At 36.4% G+C, this 14,646-nt stretch carries 9 protein-coding genes and 2 pseudogenes; 1 reads left to right on the top strand and 10 read right to left on the bottom strand.

From position 1 onward, the window contains the following. From ACP6PM_RS11865 to ACP6PM_RS11825, 9 genes and pseudogenes are all read right to left on the bottom strand, one after another. The coding region (locus ACP6PM_RS11865; protein ID WP_426584824.1) for a filamentous hemagglutinin N-terminal domain-containing protein at nucleotides 1-1,469 on the bottom strand (1,469 nt) is incomplete at its 3' end. Between the two features lie 34 nt (nucleotides 1,470-1,503). Next, a complete protein-coding gene (locus tag ACP6PM_RS11860) occupies nucleotides 1,504-2,025 on the bottom strand; it encodes a hypothetical protein (RefSeq protein ID WP_426584823.1) in 522 nt (173 codons plus the stop codon). Nucleotides 2,026-2,391: 366 nt separating this feature from the next. Then, a pseudogene (locus ACP6PM_RS11855) lies at nucleotides 2,392-3,372 on the bottom strand (IS5 family transposase). Nucleotides 3,373-4,163: 791 nt separating this feature from the next. After that, complete coding sequence (locus tag ACP6PM_RS11850) at nucleotides 4,164-6,665, bottom strand: HD family phosphohydrolase (protein ID WP_426584822.1); 2,502 nt, start codon at nucleotides 6,663-6,665, stop codon at nucleotides 4,164-4,166. 30 nt (nucleotides 6,666-6,695) lie between these two features. After that, nucleotides 6,696-7,835: an ADP-ribosylglycohydrolase family protein gene (locus tag ACP6PM_RS11845; RefSeq protein WP_426584820.1), complete on the bottom strand. Its 1,140-nt coding sequence runs from the start codon at nucleotides 7,833-7,835 to the stop codon at nucleotides 6,696-6,698. Nucleotides 7,836-8,869: 1,034 nt separating this feature from the next. Continuing rightward, nucleotides 8,870-9,319, bottom strand: coding sequence for a type II 3-dehydroquinate dehydratase (gene aroQ / locus ACP6PM_RS11840; RefSeq protein ID WP_426584819.1), 450 nt, complete (start codon nucleotides 9,317-9,319; stop codon nucleotides 8,870-8,872). A gap of 28 nt (nucleotides 9,320-9,347) precedes the next feature. Next, on the bottom strand, nucleotides 9,348-9,482 hold the full coding sequence (locus tag ACP6PM_RS11835) for a hypothetical protein (RefSeq protein ID WP_256386479.1): 135 nt from the start codon (nucleotides 9,480-9,482) through the stop codon (nucleotides 9,348-9,350). Between the two features lie 278 nt (nucleotides 9,483-9,760). Next, on the bottom strand, nucleotides 9,761-11,038 hold the full coding sequence (locus ACP6PM_RS11830) for a competence/damage-inducible protein A (protein ID WP_426584818.1): 1,278 nt from the start codon (nucleotides 11,036-11,038) through the stop codon (nucleotides 9,761-9,763). Between the two features lie 358 nt (nucleotides 11,039-11,396). After that, nucleotides 11,397-11,853, bottom strand: a pseudogene (locus ACP6PM_RS11825) (transposase); the annotation flags it as partial. A 798-nt stretch (nucleotides 11,854-12,651) separates the two neighbouring features. On the opposite strand from ACP6PM_RS11825, the gene ACP6PM_RS11820 reads away from it, so the two are divergent. Next, on the top strand, nucleotides 12,652-14,238 hold the full coding sequence (locus ACP6PM_RS11820) for a helix-turn-helix transcriptional regulator (RefSeq protein WP_426584816.1): 1,587 nt from the start codon (nucleotides 12,652-12,654) through the stop codon (nucleotides 14,236-14,238). 226 nt (nucleotides 14,239-14,464) lie between these two features. On the opposite strand, the gene ACP6PM_RS11815 is transcribed toward ACP6PM_RS11820, so the two are convergent. Beyond that, a partial coding sequence (locus ACP6PM_RS11815) for a hypothetical protein (RefSeq protein WP_426584815.1) occupies nucleotides 14,465-14,646 on the bottom strand: 182 nt, incomplete at its 5' end.

Raw genomic sequence — 14,646 nt, 5'->3', positions numbered from 1 at the left:
CTCGAATTTGTCAATGGTGAAATTTCGCTCCGATTTTTTGTTTGTTGGGAACGACTATTGGAATATTGCCTGGCATAAGAATTTGGAAATTCTACAGGGCGAGGTTGTGTCAATGAAGGAGGTTCCGACTCAAAGCTCGAATTTGTCAATGGTGAAATTTCGCTCCGATTTTTTGTTTGTTGGGAACGACGATTGGAATATTGACTTGCAGAAGAATTTGGAAATTCTACAGAGGGAAGTTGTCTTTGTCTGAATGAAGGAGATTCTGACTCAAAGCTCGAATTTGTCAATGGTGAAATTTCGCTCTGATTTCTTGTTTGTTGGGAACGACTATTGGAATATTGCCTGGCAGAGGAATTTGGAAATTCTACAGAAATAGACTCAGTTTCTGGAATATTAGTCCTGTTATTAAACTGATTCTGAGACCTGTTTAAGGAAACAGATTGTTTTGATAAAACAGATTCGGAAGTATTAATAACTCTCACCGACTGCCTGGATAAAATTTCCCCTGAAACAGGAGGTACAAAAGAAACTCCATTATTATTGTTATAAGTTTCTACAGTTTCAGAAGCAATTCTACCTCGGCGTAAAGCTGAATTAACATTCTCCGAATGGGTAAGCTGAATCGTACCATTTTCTCTCATCCGAACATTTGTTGCGTGTTCTTGAGTTCCACCCGTAAGAATTTGTGGCAAAGCTACTATGGGTAAACCTGGATTTTGCAAAATAGTCTGAGCTGGTACTTCTAAATTCAATAGATTTCCATTTTGCCTAATCTGAACCCAACCATTTTCCGGCGCTATTACAGTATGAACATTACCGTTAGTAGCATCAAGACTTCCCAAATTCAAAACATAATTTCCTGCTAACCCAATATTTTGTCCGTCTCTAACTCTTAAATTTCCTTGATTAATAATTGCGCCCGATGCACCTGAGAAAACAAACCCACTAGGAGAACCGACTAATTCTGAATAGTTGTTTGGAGCAAACGTATCAAAACGAGACGAAGGAAAACCATTGATACTATTTCCAATATCAATTGCAGTTGATGTTGTGGCGAAAAACGAAGCAGGTACATCTAAACGAGCATTGGAACCAAAAATTATTCCCGCAGGATTCATCAAAAATAAATTGGCATTACTTCCAGTCACCCGAATCATCCCATCAATCTGAGAAATATTTCCTCCCCTAACCCTTGTCAAAATATTCTGTGTTTCTGGAGTTGAAATAAAATTAACCGTTTGCCCAGTATTCAAATTTAACTGTTCAAAACTGTGGAATAAATTAGCTCTATCTGCCGAACGGCTCCCTCCCCCAATATCAAAAGTTTGTGAATTTGGGGTTTGAGATGTAGGCATGACAACTGTTCCCGTTCCATCAGACGCCGGGATAATTTGGGCAAGAGTCATTAACGGGAAATTTAAAATAGTTACTCCAGTCAAAGCAGCTATTTTTGATAATTCATTCATACTATAGTAGGCAAAGCTGGAATTAGGATTAGCTTTATACCTTAGACTTTAACCACATTTGTTCAACATATTCATAGGCTCGCCTTGCGGTACAAGGATTAAACTGAGTATCCACAAACTGCACTGGCTTGTAGGTCTCAATCCACAAATGTGCCCCACAAGATAAAGGTTCATAAGGCTTGTAAACGATACGACAAGGACCATGAATTTCCATTTGATAACCCATATCATTACAATTTGTCTGCTTCAAAGTAATTACTGGTATCAACTGGTCGGGAGTCATCTCAGGATCTTCCTTAATTCTTTTACCATTTGCTTTAATAAGATGTTGATTGACATGAATCTTTGTTGGGAGCTTTCGTTTATAATGGCACCATACACCTTTCGGACCTCTAGTACCAGGGATAACAACGGGCATTTTGCCATAAAGAGGAATTTGCCAAAATCCTTTGTGTTTGTATGCTCCTTTTATTCTACCTTGAGCAAGTAACACTCTGACTCGTTGACAACAGATACCCAATAAAAAAGCTGCTTCTCTAGTTCCAATAATAGTCATTTATACTCTAGCACTATAGTTTTAATTTAATCTCCATTTTAAAATATATATTACAATAAAAAATTAAGTTAATCAAAGTCAAAAATTTATACTATTAGCATAATGATATTTTGTCGAAATGGTATGATATTAAATCCGATTAAACAGTTATACATTGTGGCAGTTGTAGGTCAAAGGAAAAACACTCCAGACATTGCATAGTTTATTGAACTCTAACTCTGACTAATCTTCTATTCTATTTTGCCAAACCTATCCAAAGCTAGATTACCGAATAATTAATAGTTAATAATGGCTTTGTTGCATGAAAGTGGCGATATAGCTGCCGCTAGGCTCCGCCAACGCGACAACTCCCTTAGTGGAAGTTAACTAGATTTCAATTTTGTAGCTTTTGGGTTTACCTGTTTGAATCATGTGGTTCAGTATGGCACATTGTATGAACAACTCTACTGCTTGATTGTCAAATTTTCGTCGTCGCAACTTCCCTCCAAATATCACTTTGAGCCTAAACATAGTAGTTTCAGATAGGGAACGTCGATGGTAACCACTTTCACGCTTCCATTTCTTTCGCCCACAAATACGAATGCGTCTCAGGTTTTCATCTCTAGGATGGGGAGTACCTTGGCAGTTGCCATGCTGCCAAATCACTGCATTTTTTCGTGGTGGAATTGTTGTTTTTGCCCCTAACTGGCTAGCTTTTTCATAACACTTACGCCGATCATAAGCTCCATCACCTGATACTTGGGTAATCTCTCCTTCTACTCCATCTAATAGATCATCAAATACTTGGTCGTCACTCAAATCATTAGTTGTTACCACCGCTGTAACAATCTCTCCGGTGGCCTGATTCACTCCTAGGTGTAGTTTGCGCCATGTTCTGCGTTTGCCTACACCATGAATCCTTGTTTTCCATTAGACATCTCCATATACTTTAACCCCCGTAGAATCTACTACCAAGTGCATTCCTTCTGTCCTTGGCATCACTGGTATCACAATATTTAATTTTCTGAGCCTACGAGATACAGTGCTATGGTCTGGTACAGGTAAGTCTAGTTCCATCAAATCAAATATAGATTCCACAAATCCTTCTGTTTGTCCCATACGCTAGTCCATACAAACTACTTAAAGTGACTATTAGTTCAATAGCTACATCACTATAAGTATTAGATGCTCCCCTATCTATGTCCTTTGTTGATTTACCCACTGCTCTATTACTTCATCACTAAGCCAAAATGTCAGACTTCCTCTCTGTTTTAGGGAAGCATCGTACTCAGACCAGTTACTGAGGAGGTACTTAGACTTGGACTTGGACTTGGACTTAGACTTAGACTTGGACTTGGACTTACTCATATCTACATTGGTGTAGGTTAGCTGTGCCACGCACTGTTATTTTTACCCTATTTCCTTGTATGTCCATATTTGATAATTTTAGTAGATTGGCATTTAGGACAGTGCATAGCTAGAAAATTAAACTTTAATTTATATTTTACCATTACGCGAGCAGGACTACCAAAAATTTAGTGTCACTGTACCTCATCAACCTGGAATCCGCTGTATTATTTATTTGGTCTGAGAGTAAAAGTGTTCCATAATTGACCAAAAATAGTTCTTAAATGATAAAAAATTGTTTTTTTATCAAGGGATAATTTGATTTCTCCCCCCTACATCGGCTGCAAAATTACTAACAGTTTTGCGATCATTTTACTGTAACTATCTATGCATGAATTTGATATTAGATATCATATGTGGAGACCCACCCCTAATCCCTCCCAGGAGGGGAATTTGGAGAGTGTGGAAAGATGGGGAGATTGGGTAATCTTGTAAGTATTTGGCAATGACGCGAAGATAGAACATTTTTTTATACCGAATTAATCGGATTTGATATAAAAAGTCAAAAGTAATCTCTGAATGAGTTTGAGCATTTATAAATGTCAAACACCTATTTGCGTAATGCTATAGCTGACAACAGATATAGGCTACTATGGCAATAAATTTTACGGCGTTGCTGAGTGGTAATGATTTTTAGATTAAGCATCAACGCAAAACATAAGTTTTTCAATTTGACCTTCAGCTACTACTTACCATTACATTTCAGCAACGCCAATTTTACTACTCCTTAACCGTCTAACATCTAACATTTACTAACAACTAGATTTTGCAGTTTTTACCTGATTTGGATTCATTGCCGCTTTAGGATAAGCAATACGTTTGTGATTATACTGTTCCCATACCTGTACAAAAATTTCTGCAATACTCGACATCTCTCCCCTCGTCAAACCAGAATCAACCAATTGATTATCCTGCCAACGTGCCCGCAAAATTTTCTTCACCATCTGTAGCGCATCCTTATGAGTAGCATCCTTAAGCGATCGCAACGCTGCTTCACAAGAATCTGCCAACATCACAATAGCTGTTTCCCGTGACTGTGGAATAGGTCCTGCATAGCGAAAAAGCTCTTCCTTAATCACCTTTGCTTCCTTCTCAGCTCTTTGCTTGGCTTGGTAATAGAAAAAAGCGATTAACATTGTACCCTGATGTTCGGGAATAAACGCCCTAATAGCCTTCGGTAATCGATGCCTACGAGCCATCACCAATCCTTCAGTAACGTGCTTTCTGATAATTTCTACACTCACCCATGGATCGTTAATTTCATCATGTTTATTCGGCCCACCCATTTGATTTTCAATAAAACCTAATGGGTCGTGCATTTTTCCAATATCATGATACAAAGTACCCGTTCTCACCAATTCTACATTGCAACCAATTTCTCGTGCCGCCGCTTCCGCCAAACTAGCCACAAACAGAGTATGCTGAAAAGTACCAGGTGCTTCAGATGCCAAACGCTTCAGGAGAGGGCGATTAGGATTAGCCAATTCAGACAAACGGATCGGAGTAATCAAATCAAATAAATGCTCCAAATATGGACTCACACCCAAAGCAACAATACTCCAAACCAGACCTGCTAGTGCTTGCAAACCTACCGGACCCATAATCGCATACCATAATAATCCAGGAGTAGCACGAACAATCAAATTTGTCAACAAATACACCGTACCTTGAGTTAACCCCACCCCTACACCTAAAAGTGCTTGTTCCTCACGCGATCGCATTTTTTCTGCTACCAAACTACCAACAATACCACCAGCAGCACTAGCAAACCAATCTATTTTGTCAACATCCATACCAATAGGCAGTACCACAGATATCAACCCCACCAATGTTACTCCCATAGTTGAACCGTAGAAGTTTCCCACCAACAAACCAATTGCGGGCAAACTACTACTCCAAGGAACTCTCAACGCCACCATTAAAGGAGCACTCAAACTCAACAATAATAGAAGTATATTATCTCTGCGCCTAAAACAGGGTTTAAATTGCCTTTCTACTATAAATACTATACCTACAGCACCACTCACAATGCATACAAATACCACCAAGCTGGGCCAATTCACTCTACGGCCACTAAGATTAAACTTCTCTAAGAGAATAAATGCCTTACGGTCAATTTTTTCTCCTGTTTTCACAATAATTTCATCCTTTCGGACTTTGTATTCCACAGGTTTAATATCTTGTGCTGCCTGCTCTATTAATTTCTTAGTTCCTTCTGGATCTTGTACTAAATTAGCCTTCAAAACCTTCTTCAAAATTTCGATTGCTAAATCTTCAGTTTCTACTGGCACTACACCTGCCACTTGCACACTTAGAGCCTTAACCCATTCCTGTTTGGGGAAATTTGGCGATATTCCTTGAGCCAAGATCCGATCTTTTACTCTTTCAATACCTATCTTAGTTTTTTCCCAAGCACCATCAGACAATTGCAGTAAAGTAGGATCGTATACTTCATTTTCTTGCTCTTGAGTCACAATTTTCGTTGCATTTTCGTACAAACTGCGAGCTTGCGATACATCATCTAAAACTCTAGAGTAATTTTCATATAAACTCTTCTTGCGATAAGCTAGTAGTTCTGAAATTGCTTTTTGATCTCTACTACTAATGACTATGGGACTATTGTTTTGATTTTCATTTGGTATTGATGTTCTACCAGACAATTTCTCCTCTCTTGAAGTTGGAATTGTTACATTATTGTTTTTAGGTGTAACTTTTTCTGAATCTTGAGTTAATTTAGTAGAAGTCGTTGTGTCTGACTCAGGTCCAGGAGGTCTTTCTTGCAACTCCTCCTCGATTATTTTTTGAATAGCCTGCCACTTTTCTTCGGAAACTTGACGTAGGTGTGCTTGACTAGTTGTTGATAATATGCCTGTGTTTATAAAAGGAAAATTAGCAACTATTTCTCTAGCTTGATTACCCAGTACCAGTATTGCTTTTAATTCTTTGTCCACACTTTGATTCACTGATTCATTAATCATAAACACAGTGATATCCCCACGTATAGCTGATTTACGCTTCTGGTCAGTCTCTTTTACATCAATAACTGTAGCACTATCTGGAGCCTTGATGGTTTTAGGGGAAATAATTCCTTCTCTTAATTCTGGTTCCCTGTAATAACCTTTACCCATGGTAGCTGTTAGAGATGTTATTGCAAGCACTACCAACATTGGCGAAGTTGCCAGAGTTGACCAACGGGATGTTTGTTGTTTTTTCTGGGGTTTCAATAATTTCCCAATTAAACGTGTCAGATACATATTTCTTGATGTCTAAACATCATAGAGTTTTCAAGATCCACTAGCTGGGTGAGGGCGAGGACGAATCACATTGCTTGCAGCAACTGCTGGCACTATATTTTGTGTGACATTGTTTGGTTCATAAACTCCAGACCAAACTGCCCAAAGGCTTTTTGCCAACTTCATAATCTGCATTTCATCCTTCATGCCCAAAAGTTCAAACCCCATTTTTTGTCGCCATTCCACAGGAACTCCAGCACTACTGTTATAAGCTCCTGATAAAGTACCTACTATAGTACAGGTCTGAGTTGCCCATCCTGTTCTTGCAGAACGTAATACTGCTAAACCCAAATTTTCTGGGGTACTGAGAAAGCAGTATAAGGCCAAAGAAATAGGTATGAAAAAAGCAGAAGATAAGGTTCTTTGTTGACCCTCGCAAAATATTTGCTGTTTCTCAAGAGATTTAACATTTTTTGACAAATGATTTATTGCTGCATCTAAATTTGCTCCCTGGTTAATCAATTTTTCTACTTGTCTAAGTTGCCCTACTAATGGTTCTTTTTCTCCAATATAGTCGATAATTTTCGGTATGATGGTCAAGGGGTCTAATCTCTCTGTCAAAGTTTGGGCTATTATATATCCAACTACTAAGTTGCCGAGGTTTATTTCTAAGTAATTTTCCCAAACTTTTCCCCATTGATGCAATTTTTGTTGCAGTTTAAATTCATCTTCATGGTATATCAAGGAAACTGGCAAGCTAGTAATAATGCCTTTACTGGCTGTCGGATTCAAAATATCATTATTTATGTAGTTAAAATTAGGCTGATTATTATTAACTATCTCTACTAATTTTTCTAATTCTATTGGAGAATCTTTTATTTTGTTTGGCTCGTAAGTATAATTTTTTTTATTGTTCCACTTATTTTGCCATTCTCTATAAACTTTCTGCCAATCATCTTCATTAAATTCCTGTTTTATAATTAAGCTTTTTGCACAATTAACTGTAATTTCTCCCCATTTTTGTAAGTAGTTTTTCTCTAACTTTGATAGGTAAAATTTATGCTTATTAATAAATAATTTATAATTTTCCCTATTTTTTTCTATATGATGCTCAAAGTTAGAACCTACATAACTTCCTAAAGCTGCTCCTAGCAAAGCGCCTTGAAATTTACTTAAGAGAGAATACTGCATTATTTTTTCATTTATTCTATACTTTATCTAGTCTTTATTATTTGATTTTCTGATACTATCTAAAAATATGATATATTGATATTACTACTCAGTAAAAAAATATGTAGTCCTATATGGTAATGATCAATTGGAGCTGCAATGCTCACTCTAATATTGTCAAAATCATTAAAATTTACCACTACCAGAAAACATTCTACATTCAAAATAATTTAATTCTTACCAGGAAAATTTAACTACATATTAATTTATTTATAAATTATTACAAAGGATATTATTAATAATTATAGTTTTTCACAATAAATTGGTTTTAAAGGCTCCCTCTTTTACGGAGACTTTGTTTCTTACTGAAATAACAAGAAAGGTATTCAAAGGCTATAAAAACTTACCTATGGGTTAGAAGCCTTAGCATTTTAAAAACTATAGTTGTGTAGTGTTATGCAGCAATACTTGTTCATATAATAACTTCCAAGCACACCTACATTAAGATACAGCAAATTTAGGATTTGAACTTTACCTTAAGGCATAAGTCCATATACTCCTGTTAGGGTTTCGCTGCACGAAATGAAAAGCGCAGTTCCTCTACAGGAGTCAAGATGTAATGCAGTATTTTAGATAATAAGCAAATCTTTAGGGTGAGAATAATCTCACAGACTTAGATCTTGCCAGGTATTTAATTTAAGTGGACTTAGTCAACCAGGAATTCTGGGTGCAGAATAATCTCCGTGCCTTTCAACCAGAGATTATGTCAAATAATGGTTATAATATAGCAAACTTATAAATCTGCCATCTACTTTTTTGTTTCCTTAATTAGGCTCATACTCAGGTCTGCTTACTCTAACTCATCAACATGAAAAACACTATATCTTTTATTCCCTAAGTAAATTTCCAGAGGAAACAATAATTTTCCATAATGTTCATCTTTGAGTATTTAGGAAATAAATGCTTGATTAGGGATTCAAATTATGACATAACTTATAATTTAGATAATTTGTACCATAAAATTTTTAGCTATATATTATAATTTGGGTAATTATTTAACTAACACTTTTTTGAAGATAATTAATCATTGCTTTTAACCCCAATACATAGCTTTCTGAACCAAAGCCAGTAATTTGACCAATAGTTACTGGTGCAATAAAAGAATGATGTCGAAATTCTTCTCGACGATAAATATTACTTAGATGAACTTCTACTGTGGGAATATTTACCCCAGAAATAGCATCCCTAATGGCCACACTGGTATGAGTATATGCTCCCGCATTAATAACTATGCCTTGGTGTTGCTCACTACTAGCTGAGTGAATTGCATCCACCAAGACACCTTCATGGTTAGACTGTAATACAGAGATTTTTACTCCAAGAGTTTCCGCCTCTTGCTGTAACAGTCGATTTATATTATCCAAAGTTTCAGAGCCATATATTCCTGGTTCCCGCAGACCCAGGAGATTCAAATTCGGCCCATGTAAAACTAAAATGCTAAACAAATAATGTAAAAGTTGAATGATAAAGTTATCAACGACGGGAGCGGTCGTTTACTGGAATGGGAATAGGTTCTGGTTCTGGTTCTGCCTGTGGACCTAATAAAGCCTCAACTAACTTGCGAGTCCATTCCTTTAATTTTTCTAGTACCTTTTCAATGTAATCCATTAATATCGCCTTCCCGCTGGGTACTCTCACCATAGGTATTTTTTTTATTTTTATAGTGAGGGGTAAGCGGGGCGGGATCTGCCGCTTCCCTTTTCATACAAATTTATTGGAAGATTCTAACAATTTAGCCAGAATAAATAGTAATCATGGCTTTTTTTTGTTTATCTTTACCTTTATATTAACACTTTCTTTGCTGTTGGTTTAAATGGCCATTTAGCAATGATAAGCTAATTTTATGAAAGTATGGACTAAAGCCCAGACCTTAATATTAATTATAATCAAGTTTTCTCATATTGTTGTCTTTCATTAGACCAATATAACTTTCTTCTCAACAGGTCAAGAGCTGTACAAGCACTTACTCTTCTAATCCAATCACGATTGCGCAAAGGACTGAAGCGGTATTCAAAACTTTCTACTTCATCTTTAAATCTCGCTATGCCAATATAAACTAAACCCACAGGTTTAGTTTCAGTTCCTCCTCCAGGTCCAGCAATACCAGTAATACTAATTCCCCAGTTAGTTCCTAGCTTCTTGACTACTCCACTTGCCATTTGCTTTGCTACTGTATGACTCACAGCACCTTCAAAAATTAAATCTTCCTGATTAACATCTAGCAAAGTAATTTTTACTTGATTTTCATAAGCTATAACTCCACCATGAAAATATTGTGAACTACCTGGAGTAGAAGTCAACATACTACCCAAGTTTCCACCCGTACAAGATTCTGCTACAGCTAAAGTTTCGCCCTGATCTAACAATAATTTTCCTACTACTGAAGCCAGAGAGTCATAATTAATCCCATAACAATCAATTCCAGCAATATTTCGTATTTGTTGTTCTACAGGAACAATTAATTTATCTGCTGATTCTTGAGACTCAGCACGGGCAGAAATTCGTAATTTTACTTCTCCAAAATTAGCGTATGGAGCAACTGTAGGATTTTTCATTTCTAGTAATGGGGCTACTTTTTCTGCCAAAGCTGACTCCGCAATACCCCAAAATTTCAACGTGTGACTATAGATAGTTTCTCCACACCAACCCTGATTCTGGAAATAAGGTACAGCAGTTTCTTGCCACATCATTTTCATTTCAGTGGGAACTCCAGGAAAAGTCATGATTGTTACATTTGCTACTGACTGCCAAATAATTCCAGGAGCGCTACCTATAGGATTAGGTAAAATATTTGCACCTTGGGGAATTAAAGCTTGTTTTCGGTTACTGGCAGTCATGGGGCGACCCCGATGGGCAAATTTTTTGGTAATATCTTCTATTATTTCGGGTCTTTCTATAAGTGGGGTATTAAAAAAGTCTGCGATAGTGGCCACCGTTAAATCATCTGGGGTCGGGCCCAAACCTCCTGTGAAAATTAATATTTGGGAGCGTTGGGAGGCGATGGCTAAGACCTGTTTTATTCTTTCTGGATTATCCCCCACTACATTTTGATAGTAATGGACTATTCCTAATCTTGCTAGTTCTTGGGCTAAAAATTGAGCATTACTATTTAGGATATCCCCTAATAGTAGTTCTGTTCCAACACATATAATTTCTGCAATCATCTAAGTAGAGTGTAGTAAATTGTTTACGTTATAATCAAATTGTAAATTAGCTCAAAACTCCTCAGTTATCTGACTAATTTAAGGCGTTTGATGGCTAAATATGCAACGTCTTTTTTTTAGCTTACTCTACTTAGTAATCCTGATTTGATTTTTTATAAATTTTATATAATTATCTTTTTCTACATTATTCATAGTTGATAATTATCACAACATTTCTAATTGTAGTTGTTGATAGGAGACAGACTCTTTGATAAAGAAGCATCTGTACAACATAGATATTGGACTAATATTATTTCCGGATAAACACTAACTGTAAAATCCGCAGGGACTGGAACTCCTGGAAGGAAACAATCTCATGCTCAAGTTTTTGTTCATAATAGTTGATAGCCTTCTCAATTAGAAGTGAAGCTCTTAACTTTAGTTGACTATTAGTTGCCATAGCTATTACATAATCCACAAGGTGTTGATGTGAGCAATAATTGATAATTTATTCACGAGTATAAGCACTATTACCTCTAACTATGATGTTAGTCTCCTGCCAACGAGTGTCTAATTAATCTGATAATTCTTTGTAATTCATTAAATGCTCATTCTACCAGGTATACATTAGAATAACGGAGTTTTACTGCTAATAAATGATGACCATAAAAAATGTATAATGGTGCATAATATACTCCAGTATAATATTCATTAAAAAATACTCCTTTTTGATTTATATAAACTGGGTAATCGGTTACATCTAAGTCTAAAATTATCTTTTATGAAGGTGTTTGATCGGACTGTAGAAATATGTCTACAAAAGTTTTTTCAATCTCAGACCTTCCAAATGTGATTGATTGATAATTTTGACAAAGCTCTAATCAATGATGATTTTGAATCGTGAAAGATTAACACACTGTTGTTTTCAGGAGTAGGCATTTCAACCCTCTAAAACTCTGCTTTTGCCAGACTTCCGTATTTAGCTCTCGCTCTGTTTTGGAGAAATTCGGGTCTAAGGCTAGCAAAGCTTCTCATACTTTTTTTGACTGTTAATTTTTCTGCATTTTTCCCTCACCTGACTAGCAAAAATTCTTGTTTTTTTAGCTAGATTTTGTCCTACATTTAGCACTTTTTTCTGATTTTACAGAACTTAAATCTCGGATAAATAAAGATTCAGCAATTTATTCAGCAACCTCTATTTATAGAATTAAGTATTTAGGGGGTGGACATTGCTCAATGGGGATGCGACCCCGCACTGTCCCATAGCGGAAGAGAACGCGCACCAAGAAGCTAAAACTTAGTCAGAGATTACTTTTGACTTCCGAATTGTGCGTAGCGCTATAGTTGAGAGGTTGTCCATAAATCACATAAGTTTCTATTTGTGGCTATTTTACTAAAAAATCTCACTTATTCCCCGAATTGATGTATAATATTAAGAGAATTTCTATTTTGGGATGCAAAGTATGACCGAAAAATTTGGGTCTCAAGCCTCCTCTTTTAAGGGGATAAAAAAAAGAATATTCCGTATTTCAAGCCTCCCTATTACAGGAGGTACTATTAACGTTAGCGTTAGCGCAGCTCCTCCGCAGGAGGCAGCTCCTCTGAAAGAGGCAGGAGGCTAACTGACAACTGAAATGACCTTGATTCCTCAAAATTTTCTTAAACAAGTTGCAAGTGGCTATGGTGTCTCAGATACAGAACTTGAAGTCTTATCTAAGGCTTTACTGCAAGGAGAGTCGATCGCCACAATTGCGACGCAACTAAAACTTAAGCCAGAAACGGTTCGTAAACGACTGGGTGAAACTTATCGTAAGTTTCAAATTTCAGGTAAAGGACCAGGAAAAATGGCTAAGTTACAACAATTATTGGTAGCTCTGTATCAAGAGCAAAGTCAATCTGAAGAATTTTTACCTCAGACTGCCGAACCTAGAACTTCTAGCTTGATTTCTCGTCAAGATTGGAATGCTGCACCAGATGTGGAAACATTTTATGGGCGGACTGAAGAATTGTCTCAGTTAAGTCAATGGATTTTAACTGATCGTTGTCGGTTAGTTGCTCTATTAGGGATGGGTGGAATGGGAAAAACTACCCTGGCGGTGAAATTTGCCAAACAAAATGCAGGTAAATTTGATTTTGTGATTTGGCGATCGCTACGTCAGGGTATGTCACTTGGTTCTATTTTGTCCGATTTTATCCAATTTTTATCCCCTCAACCGTTGAGCAACTTCGGGGAAATTGAAACTGGAATTTCTCAACTGATGGAGATTTTACGAAGTAATCGTTGTTTGTTGGTTCTTGATGATGTGGAGGTTATTTTAAGTTGTCAGGATTTAGCAGGTTACTATGCTGATGGTTTTACAGACTATGGAAAATTCATTCAACGAATTGCTGAAGAGCCACATCAAAGTTGTTTGATTTTGACAAGTTCTGAGAAGTTGAAAGATTTAGGTCAATTGGAAGGGCAAAAAGTTCGCTCATTACAGGTGGTCGGTTCTGAAGAAATATCCCAAAAAATTTTGGCAGAACGAGGATTTGTTGTGAGTCAAGATTGGGTGAGTCTGATTGAACGCTATGGTTGTAATCCTTTAGCGGTGAAGATTATCTCGGCAATGGTTCAAGAATTATATGCAGGTCAGGTTGGAGACTTTATTAAAAATACGCTTTTAATGGGAGATGTTCGCTCTTTATTGGATCAACCTTTTCAACGATTATCTTTAGCTGAGAAAGACTTGATGTATTGGTTAGCTCTTGAACAAAAACCTATCAATTTATCTCAATTGCAAGAAAAAATTTTATTACCTCTTTCGGCATCTGAATTATTAGAAACGGTTGGTTCCCTAGGACGACGTTCGCTGATTGAAAAAAGTCAGAAACAGCGTCAAATTTATTTTAGTCTTCAACCTGTGGTGATGAAATATGCGATTGAACAGTTTGTTCGTCAAGTGGATGAAGAGTTGGTGGGATTGATTAAAAATCAAGATTTGTCAGGAATTCGTTTGTTGAAACTTTATCCTCTGGAAACTTCTGAGAATAGTAAAAAACATTATTCTATTCTGGATTTAGTTATGAACCGACTCAGATCGAGATTATTTACTAATACTAGAGGTTTAAATCTAGCAATTAAGCGTTTAGAAGAAAGTTTATCAAATTTACAAGAAGAATTTTTTGAGGGAGAATATATCACCCAAAATCTGGAAAATATTATTAGTGAAATTCAATAAAGAAAAAGCAAGAAGGAGGAATAAAGAAGGAAGAAGGAAGAAGGAAGAAAGTGATATCCAGTTCTCTTCGTACCAGTTTCAAAAAATACTGCAACTTTTTTTGTAGTTAGATAATACCTGGATTTTGCCATACAGAAAAATTAATACCAAACTTTAGATGTCAAATAATTTCCCAAAATTACTGTAGTCTGAAAGTTTTGAGTGGAGAAAATCAGATTTTTGACTTTTAACTGCTGTAGTTTATCCAATTCTCTATTCGACAAATTTGGCAAAATAATTTTACCAATAATGTACAAACTTTAGATGTGAAAGAATTTCCCAAAATTACTGTAGCCTTAAAGTTTTGAGTGGATAAAATCAGATTTTTGACTTTTAACTGCTGTAGTTTATCCAATTCTCTATTCGACA

Origin of the sequence: Dapis brunnea BLCC-M229 (assembly GCF_050015995.1) — a bacterium.
Classification (GTDB): Bacteria; Cyanobacteriota; Cyanobacteriia; order Cyanobacteriales; family Microcoleaceae; genus Trichodesmium.
This window is presented reverse-complemented; position numbering and strand designations above follow the sequence as displayed.

Coding starts and splice junctions, on each gene's coding strand:
- ACP6PM_RS11850 (WP_426584822.1), bottom strand. CDS start 6,665: ATGTATCTGACACGTTTAATTGGGAAATTATTGAAACCCCAGAAAAAA.
- ACP6PM_RS11845 (WP_426584820.1), bottom strand. CDS start 7,835: ATGCAGTATTCTCTCTTAAGTAAATTTCAAGGCGCTTTGCTAGGAGCA.
- ACP6PM_RS11820 (WP_426584816.1), top strand. CDS start 12,652: ATGACCTTGATTCCTCAAAATTTTCTTAAACAAGTTGCAAGTGGCTAT.
- ACP6PM_RS11835 (WP_256386479.1), bottom strand. CDS start 9,482: ATGGATTACATTGAAAAGGTACTAGAAAAATTAAAGGAATGGACTCGC.
- ACP6PM_RS11860 (WP_426584823.1), bottom strand. CDS start 2,025: ATGACTATTATTGGAACTAGAGAAGCAGCTTTTTTATTGGGTATCTGT.
- ACP6PM_RS11830 (WP_426584818.1), bottom strand. CDS start 11,038: ATGATTGCAGAAATTATATGTGTTGGAACAGAACTACTATTAGGGGAT.